Origin of the sequence: Endozoicomonas sp. ISHI1, assembly GCF_024606225.1 — a bacterium.
In the GTDB taxonomy this organism is placed as follows: domain Bacteria; phylum Pseudomonadota; class Gammaproteobacteria; order Pseudomonadales; family Endozoicomonadaceae; genus Endozoicomonas_A.
Genome location: NZ_JAGRPU010000005.1, coordinates 167,137 through 176,934, shown reverse-complemented (window position 1 = coordinate 176,934; position 9,798 = coordinate 167,137). Strand labels below are relative to the sequence as shown.

Annotated in this window: 9 protein-coding genes; 2 read left to right on the top strand and 7 right to left on the bottom strand. The window is 51.1% G+C overall.

The features are described from left to right. Positions 1-13: 13 nt before the first annotated feature. From KBW69_RS05950 to KBW69_RS05935, 4 genes are all read right to left on the bottom strand, one after another. Entirely contained in the window at positions 14-514 is a 501-nt protein-coding gene (locus KBW69_RS05950; RefSeq protein ID WP_257280273.1) for a protein disulfide oxidoreductase, read from the bottom strand. Between the two features lie 19 nt (positions 515-533). Then, on the bottom strand, positions 534-1,100 hold the full coding sequence (locus KBW69_RS05945) for a DUF4202 domain-containing protein (protein ID WP_257280272.1): 567 nt from the start codon (positions 1,098-1,100) through the stop codon (positions 534-536). Between the two features lie 124 nt (positions 1,101-1,224). Further along, positions 1,225-1,746: a flavin reductase family protein gene (locus KBW69_RS05940; protein WP_257280271.1), complete on the bottom strand. Its 522-nt coding sequence runs from the start codon at positions 1,744-1,746 to the stop codon at positions 1,225-1,227. A gap of 148 nt (positions 1,747-1,894) precedes the next feature. Further along, complete coding sequence (locus KBW69_RS05935; RefSeq protein ID WP_257280294.1) at positions 1,895-2,218, bottom strand: SCP2 sterol-binding domain-containing protein; 324 nt, start codon at positions 2,216-2,218, stop codon at positions 1,895-1,897. Positions 2,219-2,527: 309 nt separating this feature from the next. On the opposite strand from KBW69_RS05935, the gene KBW69_RS05930 reads away from it, so the two are divergent. Together KBW69_RS05930 and KBW69_RS05925 are read left to right on the top strand one after the other, a co-directional pair. Continuing rightward, on the top strand, positions 2,528-3,424 hold the full coding sequence (locus KBW69_RS05930) for a 1,4-dihydroxy-2-naphthoyl-CoA synthase (protein ID WP_257280270.1): 897 nt from the start codon (positions 2,528-2,530) through the stop codon (positions 3,422-3,424). Positions 3,425-3,539: 115 nt separating this feature from the next. Further along, the gene (locus KBW69_RS05925; protein ID WP_257280269.1) at positions 3,540-4,286 is read left to right on the top strand and encodes an enoyl-CoA hydratase-related protein; all 747 of its coding nucleotides are present in this window, start codon (positions 3,540-3,542) and stop codon (positions 4,284-4,286) included. A gap of 7 nt (positions 4,287-4,293) precedes the next feature. Here KBW69_RS05925 and KBW69_RS05920 read toward each other — a convergent pair whose 3' ends face one another. From KBW69_RS05920 to KBW69_RS05910, 3 genes are all read right to left on the bottom strand, one after another. After that, a complete protein-coding gene (locus KBW69_RS05920) occupies positions 4,294-4,752 on the bottom strand; it encodes a YcgN family cysteine cluster protein (RefSeq protein ID WP_257280268.1) in 459 nt (152 codons plus the stop codon). 85 nt (positions 4,753-4,837) lie between these two features. Then, positions 4,838-6,328: an anion permease gene (locus tag KBW69_RS05915; RefSeq protein WP_257276420.1), complete on the bottom strand. Its 1,491-nt coding sequence runs from the start codon at positions 6,326-6,328 to the stop codon at positions 4,838-4,840. Positions 6,329-6,409: 81 nt separating this feature from the next. Then, complete coding sequence (locus tag KBW69_RS05910) at positions 6,410-9,772, bottom strand: hypothetical protein (protein WP_257280267.1); 3,363 nt, start codon at positions 9,770-9,772, stop codon at positions 6,410-6,412. Between the last annotated feature and the right edge of the window lie 26 nt (positions 9,773-9,798).

Here is a 9,798-nt window from a genome sequence, read left to right as displayed (position 1 = left end):
ACGACCAGATAGCCTATCGATTTATCCACAATCTTGCCAGCATTCCGGCCTTGGTGGTGAAGCCCGTTGTGATGGACTTTATTTCACCTTTTCTGATGATGAAAATGGCAGGCGTCACGCTGACGTTCCAGGCTCTGCTGGTAGAGCCCTGAGGGTCATTAATGACGGGAAAGTGTAAATCTTTGGCATTGAGGTATCGGGCCACTCTCTCATTGTCGCCTGAGACCATGGCCACGGTAACGACCTGATGATCTTCTGATAAATCACTGACCGCAGGGCTGACCCAGTGACAGACCCGGCACCAGCTGGCCCAGAAATAAAGCAGGACCGGTTTCTCTTCAGACAGTTTATAGAGGTCGATTTCTGCTCCGTTAACAGGCATTGCGCGCAGTTCCGGAGCCGCCCCCGAAGGCATGTCTCTTTGCAGATAGACGTTGTATGCCGTCATGACTATAGCCGCGATTAGCAGGGTGAAGATAGCTTCCCGAATGAATTTGCCAAGACGTATGCTCATTGAAATCCTGTGTTTTGTGTTAAGTCAGTGCTTTCTGGATCAGGCTCAGTGCTTCGGCAGGCAGATCCATTGCCAGCGCCTGCTGGTGGGCCTGTTCTGACATTTTGGCCCAGGTCTTCTGGACGATTCGAAGCACTTTATCTTCCGGATGCTGTCTGGCAAAGTTCAGGAAATCGGTTTCGATAAACACCAGACAGGCACAGTCTTCCAGTGTCTGGGCTTCAGCATTGCGCTTGATGCCCAGTTTGCGAATGATACTTTCGGTCTGCTGGCAGCTCTCTTGACTGTAACCATTTTCCTGCATGACCTTGACTGCTTTTCGGGCGTGCAGTTTGCCCAGTTCTGTCCGCCATTTAAGGTAGCCAGGCCGATCCATCGGGAATTCTGAACGTGGAATTTCCCAACGGCAAAGATGCTGGCTGCGAACGGCAATCTGCAGTTCTTCGGAGGCATCCGGACATAACTTATCGAGCCATGCGGACATATTCTCTGCATAGATCAGTTCTTTGGCTTTGCCTTCGATGGTTTCAGGGTCTTGTTCATGCAGCTTGTCTATCGCTGCCAGAGTCTGTTGAATACGGCTCATAGGCTTTTTGTGATTTTGTGGGTGGGCGTTGATAGTGGAAGATAAACTTCACTGTGATCGGAAGAATCGTACGATGAGTTCCGAAGCACAGGTCAGTTAATCTGTGTTCCGGAATCTATCATATTCAGGCGGCTTTTTCTGTTTCAGGCAGCTCGGTGAGAGTGCCGTATTGTTGCCGGGCATAAATCAGAGGCGATGAGCCGCGGTTCAGGCGAACCTCGCGAACATGGCCAATACAGATAGAGTGTGTGCCTGATGTGTTGATTTCCTCCAGTTCGCAGACGACACTGGCCAAAGCGTCGTCCAGCATAGGTGCTCCGGATTGAGAGCTTGTCCAGTTACCTGCTTCCAGAAATCGTTGCTCGCCTCTGGCACCGGTGCTGCCGGCAAAAACATCAGACACACTCTGCTGGTCTGTGCTCAGGACATTGATACAGAAGTAACCGCTGGCTCTGATTTCTGCCAGTGCCTGTACGTCTTTATGGATGCAAACCAGCATGGAAACGGGTTCCATGGACAAAGAGCATACGGCTGTGGCGGTAAGACCGTTTCTTGATCCGTCATGTTGAGAAGTAATGACGTTGACGGACGCTGCCAGTTCCTGCATGGCCTGTTTAAAGTCCGAAACCAGAGACTGATCACTCATAAAACTGCACTCGTGCTTGGAAGGGAATTGAAAATAGGTTTTTACGTCAAATTGGGTACTATGATACCAATCAAACAGTAGGGCCGATAGAGAGACGAAGACCTGCTGATATTCAACAGGTCCGGGAGGTCGTCAACTCAGGAAAAGGTCATTCGCTGCGAAAAAAGTCGTTGAGTTTGGTCGCCAGCATCATATTGCCTTCAGTGCGAACCTTGCCAGCCATGAAGGCCTGCATGCCGTCCAGTTCACCGGTCATGATACCGACAAAAGATTCACTGTCGGTGATTAAGGTGACATTGGAGTCATCACTGGTACCCTTGACCACACGACAAGTGCCGTTATCAATGGCGACGTGATAGGTATCTCCGTCCGTGATATCAAACTGAAAAATCAGTTGTTGCCCTACTGCTGCATCGGCAACAAAACGTCTGGGCATCTCATCAAAGATTTCTTGCACCGTGGCCATTGTTATAACTCCGTGAGTATTATTCCTGTATACCCTGAGGCTCTTAGGTGGGTCAGGTTTTTATGTGTTGTAAGATATTCGCAGATCATATCTGATTTTTATATAAAGCTCTCTTGGATATTGCTTTGATTTACAAAAAACAACTCATGGTGAAGGTTTTTCATAACCCGTCGACAGGGCTATGATTCAGTCTGTCCGGCGGGCTTCTGTATAATAGTTGTTATGTGAATCAGGTACTGGCGCTGTTTGGCCGTTGTGCGACAATTGTTCGCTAAAATCTTTTGTTGCTATGGCATACGTGCCTCGGGAGGTCTTATGGTTTCTGAAATCTTCAATCCGGAACATTGGCAGGAAGTAGATGGGTTTGAATTCGAAGACATCACTTATCACCGGGCCAGACATCAGGGAACCGTGAGAATTGCCTTTAACCGACCCGAGTGTCGTAATGCTTTTCGGCCCAAAACGGTGGATGAGCTGTTCCGGGCGCTTGAGCATGCGAGAATCTCCAGCGATATAGGCGTTGTGATTCTGACAGGCAACGGCCCGTCACCGAAAGATCGGGGTTGGGCTTTCTGTTCCGGAGGAGACCAGCGTATTCGTGGCAAAGACGGTTACAAGTATGAGGGCTTGCCCCGGGATGAGGTCGATCCGGCTCGTCTGGGACGTTTGCATATTCTCGAGGTTCAGCGACTGATCCGGTTTATGCCCAAGGTAGTGATGGCGGTTGTGCCCGGCTGGGCTGCAGGAGGTGGACATAGCCTGCATGTTGTCTGCGACCTGACACTGGCTTCTGCAGAGCACGCTGTTTTCAAACAAACCGATCTGGATGTGGCCAGCTTTGATTCGGGTTATGGCTCAGCTTATCTGGCCAAGATGGTTGGACAAAAGCGGGCCCGTGAAATCTTCTTTCTGGGACTGGATTACTCCGCTCAGGAAGCCTTTGAAATGGGCATGGTCAATAAAGTGGTGCCTCACGCAAAGCTGGAAGCATTGGCGCTGGAATGGGCCGGGATAATTGGCGAGAAATCCCCCACAGCCGTCCGTATGATGAAGTTTGGCTTGAACATGACTGATGATGGTATGGTTGGCCAGCAGCTGTTTGCTGGTGAAGCGACTCGGCTGGCCTATGGCACGGAAGAAGCCAGAGAAGGTCGTGATGCATTCCTGGATAAGAGACCCAAGGACTTTTCTCGCTTTCCCTATCACTATTGAGGTTGGGTTATGGAGTTAGTCTATAGTTTCACTGGCCGATGGCTGCTATTGTCTGACGCACAATTGAGCCAGCGGGCTCAGTAAAATAAGAAAACAACTCTCAAAGGTGGTGAATTTGTCTGAAAATAATGTAGTGCTTGAGCAAAAGGGTCCGGTTCTGGTTGTGACCATGAACAGACCGGACAAAAAGAATGCTCTGACCAGTGTCATGTATGCCGATATGGCGAGGGCGCTGGCCGATGCAGATAACAATGATGCTGTTCGTGTCGTCCTGATTCAGGGATATACGGATGCCTTCACAGCAGGCAACGACCTGGGTGACTTTCTGAAAGAAGGTGTGGGTCTTGATTCCCCGGTAATGACTTTCCTTCGTCAGCTGGTTGCTTTGGAAAAGCCTCTGGTGGCAGCGGTCAGCGGTGTCGCTGTCGGTGTTGGTGTCACCATGTTGTTACACAGTGATCTGGTTTACATTGCTAAAAACGCCAAGCTGAGATTGCCGTTTGTGAATCTGGCCCTGGTGCCAGAGGCTGCCTCCAGTCTTTTGCTACCCCAGGTGATGGGTCATCAGCGTGCTGCAGAACTGTTGATGCTGGGGGATTTTTTTGATGCAGAAACAGCCCGGGATTATGGAATTGCTAACGAAGCGGTGGATACTGACCATATTTTTGAACATGCTCTGGCCAAGGCGGAAGAGTTGGCCACCAAGCCGAAAGAAGCATTGAAGTACACAAAACAGCTGCTTAAGCAGTCATACCGCAGTGATGTGGAAAAAAGACTGACCGATGAAGGCACTCTTTTTGCCGAACGACTTAAGTCGGATGAAGCCCGGGACATTATGGGCACCTTTATGGGGAAAGCCTGATGGTCAGTCATCCTTTACAAATAATGTAATCAAACCAGTCTGAGGGGTCTGGCACCTCTTCTTCGGATACGATCGGTTTTGCTTTGACCGAAAAACCTGCTTTGTGCACTGAATCCGGATCACCCGTGACCAGAGGGTGCCATTCCGGAAGATCATAGCCCTCATGCAATAACCGGTATGCACAGCTGTCGGGCAGCCATGGGAGGTGTTCGTGCATGGTCTTGGGGGTGAGCATAATACAGTCGGGCACAAACTTGCGGCGATGTTTGTAGTTTTGACAACGCCCCGTTGGCAGATCCAGTAATTTGCAGGAGATGGCCACGGTATAAATCTCCTGGGTGTTGTCGTCAATGAGTTTGTTCAGACAGCAACGCCCGCAGCCATCACAAAGAGACTCCCATTCATTACGGGTCATGGCCTCCAGGCTTTTGGTGCGCCAGAAAGGTTCTTGAGCAGGGATGGACATAGGCTGGAAATCGGGTGGTATGAGAGTGTGAAACCTACCGCAAATCTTCAGGTAAAGAAACAGGCGACTTCACACTCTGGTTTATTTACTGGGCCGGAGACAAGAGTCCGGTCCACTGCCACCAGGTCATGGAGAAGAGTACAAAGGTCAGCAGACAGGCCAGAGTCAGCAGCAAGCCGATCCGTGCAAATGTTTTCGCCTGGAAGGTGCCTGTAGAATAGGCCACCATGTTTTGGGGGGAATTCACCGGCAGGATCATACCAAAGCTTACGGCAAAGAGTTGCAGAAGCACCAGCCCCATGGCGTTATGCATCATAGTGTCTGGCAGGGTGTCGGTGAAAGCCAGGAACACTGGCAGTAATGCCACGGTCAGGCTCATTGCCGAAGCAAACCCCAAATGCATGACCACCGTAAACAACGTCATCGCAAACACCAGCAGGGCCAACGTCATGGTGTGGATTTCCATGGATGAGAAACAGCGTTCTGCCAGCCAGGCAGCGGCGCCTGTACTGACCAATTGTTGACCCAGACTAATGCTGACGCCAAACATGACGATGACGCCCCAGGGAATGCGCTTCTCAATATCTTTCCAGCTCTCAAAGACGCCTGTTCCGGGCAACAGCAGACAAACGGACATCAACAACATGGTGGCTGGAACGGTAATGTGGTGAAGCGTACCTTCTGTCACCCACAGGCTGATCAGCAGAACGGTAAACAGAGCCAGTTTCTTCTGTTGGAAAGACCAGGGTTCGGAAGAGGTGTGCAGGCAACGGCTGATGTCATCTTTCAGCGAGTGCCCTTTTACCTCAGCTTTCAAAATGAAATACAGGATGACGGTCATCAGGGCTGACCAGGGGCCGGCATGGATCAGCCATTGAATCCAGGTCATGGTGAAGCCACTGTGTTCATGCATCAACTCAAGGCCTGCCACATTGTGGCCGGTCGCCGTCATGACGCCGACATTCCATATGGTACTGACCTGGGCGGCCCCCATGATCAGTACCGCCGCCAGACGGCTTTTAGGGTCCAGACCCAGTGTGGCGATCACTCCTGCCAGAATGGGAACCTGAACAGCAGTACGCCCCGTGGGTGAAGGTATCATAAAGGAGAATACCACGCCGACCAGGAGGCAGCCGGCAATGATGGCGCCGTGACTGGGGCGAATGCGCGACAGAATTGCCAGAGCTATACGTTTATCCAGCTCAGTGGACTGCATAGCGGCGGCCATGATCAGGGCACCGGCTATAACGATGATGCTGGGCGATGAAAAGCCTTTCATGGCCAGCCCCAGTGCTTTACTGGTACCCAGAATGGTACCGGTTTCACTGCTGGGGACAACACCTGTCAATAGAGTAACCAGTGCCGCAATGAGCAGGGCACTGATGGGGTAAGCCAGGGCTTCAGTTACCCAGAGGATGACCGCCATGACCAGAATGCCCAGCATGATCTGGCCATAAGCGGTCAGGCCCTCCAGAGGCAGAGAGATCACCAGCAGGAGTGCGCAGAACGACAGGGGAACAGCCAGTCTTGCGGTCCATTGCCTGAGTGCAGTCGGGTTTTCCAGATGACTGGACATAATTAATACAACCTCATTCAATTATTAGTGTTCGAAGGAGAGGAACCCTAAAGTCTAATAAAGGATGAGGTTCTTGCAGGATTAATCGTCTTTCAGGACAAAATTTTGCAGAAAACCGTACTCTTGTTCCATATCTTCTGTGTCTTCCAGCAGGTTTTCAGGGTCCTTCAGATGACCCTCAGGGGTGTGGTGCTCCGAGAGTTTTTCAGTGAGCGCCTGACAGTGGAAGACATGTTCTCTGGCCGAGGTCTGGCCAGCTTCGGGATATAATGGCTTTTTGATGGCTGCGGCGCCAATAGCCGTGAGAGTGAGAATGCTGTTATCAGACTCAAGGGTTTCAACGGCGGGAGATAGAACCGTCTTTACCGGTGAAAAAGTAGACAGGGACTCTTGTCTCAAGTGCTCCGGCCGGATGCCCCGTTTGGGCAGTTCCATCCGCTCCGCTACCGTTTCAAACCAGGCCGCCAGAATCTCCCGACGTATTGCTCCTGACTCTTCAGGAGTGGCCAGATATTGAAGGGAAGCCTCTGCCGCCTGAAGAAATTGGCACAGTGGTCGGGGGAGCTCCATATCAATCTGGATGGATTGTCGGCTTTCGGTGTGAACCGTTTTCAACGGCAACGGTTTATTTTTTATTGCGAGGTGGAGCTTTTCCAATTCCTCTGAAAGTAAGTACTGACGGTTGTTCTCAAAACCTTCCTTCCCCTTCCTTTCGATCAGATTGAGCCGGATACCGGCCAGAACGTTCTTTCTCACTCCGGGCAGTGCGGGCGCCTCATGACCCAGTCTCGCCCGCAAATGTTTGACCAGAGCGTCGCTGAATGACGGGTCGATCACCGTAACATTGAAAGGACTCTTTGCCGGAGGTTCGATCAGAGTTGGCGACTGGGGTAATGAAAATTCACATCGACACGCTATGCGCTTTGGTGGCTTGAAGGGCTCCCCTTTGACAGCCTCATGGAATGCATTGTCGACGCTTTCTGTTTCCAGATAGCCAGCACTGGCAGCGTTAGGCACTGCGTCGGCATTGATCAGGAGGTCAACAGGGACTTTGTTGCTGTGGGTGTTCTGCTCGTCCTGATGTTCCAGATGAACAAGGTATTTTCCATCTTGCTGATCAGGCGCTTCAATATCGACAACCCCGGTATTGGAGACCATTTGAAGGGGTGATGAATCAAGCCTTGCCATATCAAGAACCTGAGCCCAGAGGGCCTGATGCAGGGTGTCTGCTGAAATTTCTCCAAACCCGTCCGGGTCAAGCCGTCCTGAGTTTTTGTCATTGTTTTGAGGTGAATTGTTTTGAGGCGAATGCTGTTCATGGGCCGGCAGTCGGGTAAACAGTGAGTCAAACTCACTACCGAGATAAAAGCGTAATGCTTCCATCCATTGTGGGTCTAACCGCAGTGTCCCGGTGGGAGTATGGAGGGGCTCGACACTCAATAACAGGGTGACATCAGCGCCTGCTTCAACTTGTGTCAATGCCGCCAGCAGGCCGTGAATGTCCGAACCATCGATGACGACCTGTGGGTGGTATTCTGCTTCGTGATGTTTATCCAGAATCCATTGGTTAAGGTGGGCATCAATGACAGGGCTGTTAAGACTGGCAAGATCATAAAGTTTCGATAACGTCTGCCTGGCATCGTCGTCTGGCCAGTTACGTCCATCCAGCAGGAGGGAGTCTCCCCATTTTCTCCCGAGGTGCCGTGCTACTTCCAGTTTCTGCTTTTTGGCTGCGATAATGGCCTGTAACTCTTCCTGAGTAGGTGTTTTCCCGTCGCTGACTTTCTCTCTGATTGCAATAGGGTCAACCTCTTTCAGTTGGTCAACCAGCTGAGCAAAAGACTCATGTTCTGTGCTGTAAGTTAACAGTTCGTCCTCAAGCTTCTCCCTGACATCCACCAGATTTGCTCTGGCTTCCAGGGGATAGTCGCTTTCGTCGGGGTCATCGATCTCAAAGCCCAGGTCTTCCATTAATTCGTCGGTAGCTTTGACCTGCTCAAGAAACTCCAGCTGAAAAGCATCAACTCTTATGGCCGGATCACCGTTAGGGTGGGGCACTTTGCGAAAACTGAGTTCATTAATGTCTCTGACCAGGTGTTGGGTCAGTTTGAAACGCATGGGAGTGCTGATTTCACTCATCTCATCTATGCATTCGCTGAACGCTTCGGGCGACATGTCGATTTTCAGCTTTCGAACAGCCTGCCACATTTGTTCGGTTTGCCGTTTGTTGTAATGAGAAGACAGACCAGCAGCGGCAAAGCTCTGCTCCAGCTGCGCTTTCAATTCATCCGAGCTATCGGCTGTAATTTGTTCGAGAAACTCGCAGGTGTAATACAACCAGAGAAACTGATCTGCGTCTGCCAGGTTGATCGAAGGCAGCTTTGACTCCAGCTCTTGTCGAGCCTCTTCGAGCATCTGTAAGGGGGCTTTTGGAAAAATGATCGGACGCACAATCTGATCCTTTGAGGCCAGACTGAGAGGTCCGTATATCTGGAAGACCGGGGCATCAGGCGGGCCTTCCGGCAACTTCACGGGTATGGGTTCGTAGGGGACTGCGTCTGTGGCAGGTGGAGGAATCAAGGCGTCATCGGACGTCGGCTCAACCAGAGGGGTTGATTCGAAGTCGATAATTGTTAATGAGTCCGGTGTTTTGGCTTCTTCATTGGGTGGAGTCACAATAATGGTCGGAGGGGTGTTCACTGTTAATGAGTCCGGTGTTTCGGCTTCTTCAGTGGGTGGGGTCACAATAATGGTCGGAGGGGTGTTCACTGTTAATGAGTCCGGTGTTTCGGCTTCTTCAGTGGGCGGAGTCACAATAATGGTCGGAGGGGTGTTCACTGTTAATGAGTCCGGTGTTTCGTCTTCTTCAGTGGGTGGAGTCACAATAATGGTCGGAGGGGTGTAGGGAATGGGAGGCATTTCCGGACGAGGTCTTTTATGAACGATTTTGGCAGGGCCGCTGCTTTTCATGGCATCAGCAAATCGGTGCCTGCCGGGATTGTCGGGTAACTGCCTGGCCGGTCCGGTGAATTTCATGGCGTCCAGCAGCTTGACTCTTCTTTTTGGCAAGGGTTTGGAGGGTACTGGCTCTCCCATCGGAGCAGGGCTTAACATCAGAGCTTCGTTTTTTACTATTGCTCTGACTGCCCTGTCTGAGAAAAAAGTGTATCGACGGTCTTTGGCACCATCAAAAATCTGTCGTCGCAGGGATAGGCTGGTGTGAGAATCTTCAATGACATTGATGACCATGTCCCTGAGTTTTTTTTCAGCGACTTTGTTCCTGCGGTGTGTAAATTTCCACCGGGTTTTCTTCAGAAACTCTTTTGGGGACGTCTCCACAACCGGCATGCCATTGTGCAGAGTGACACGACAGGCCCGTCCTTCCTCAGTGGCCTGGTCGATGAGTCTCAGATTATGACCTACTTGCTCTTGAATGCTCGGCATGTCAGTCCCTGATTAGGTGAAATCCA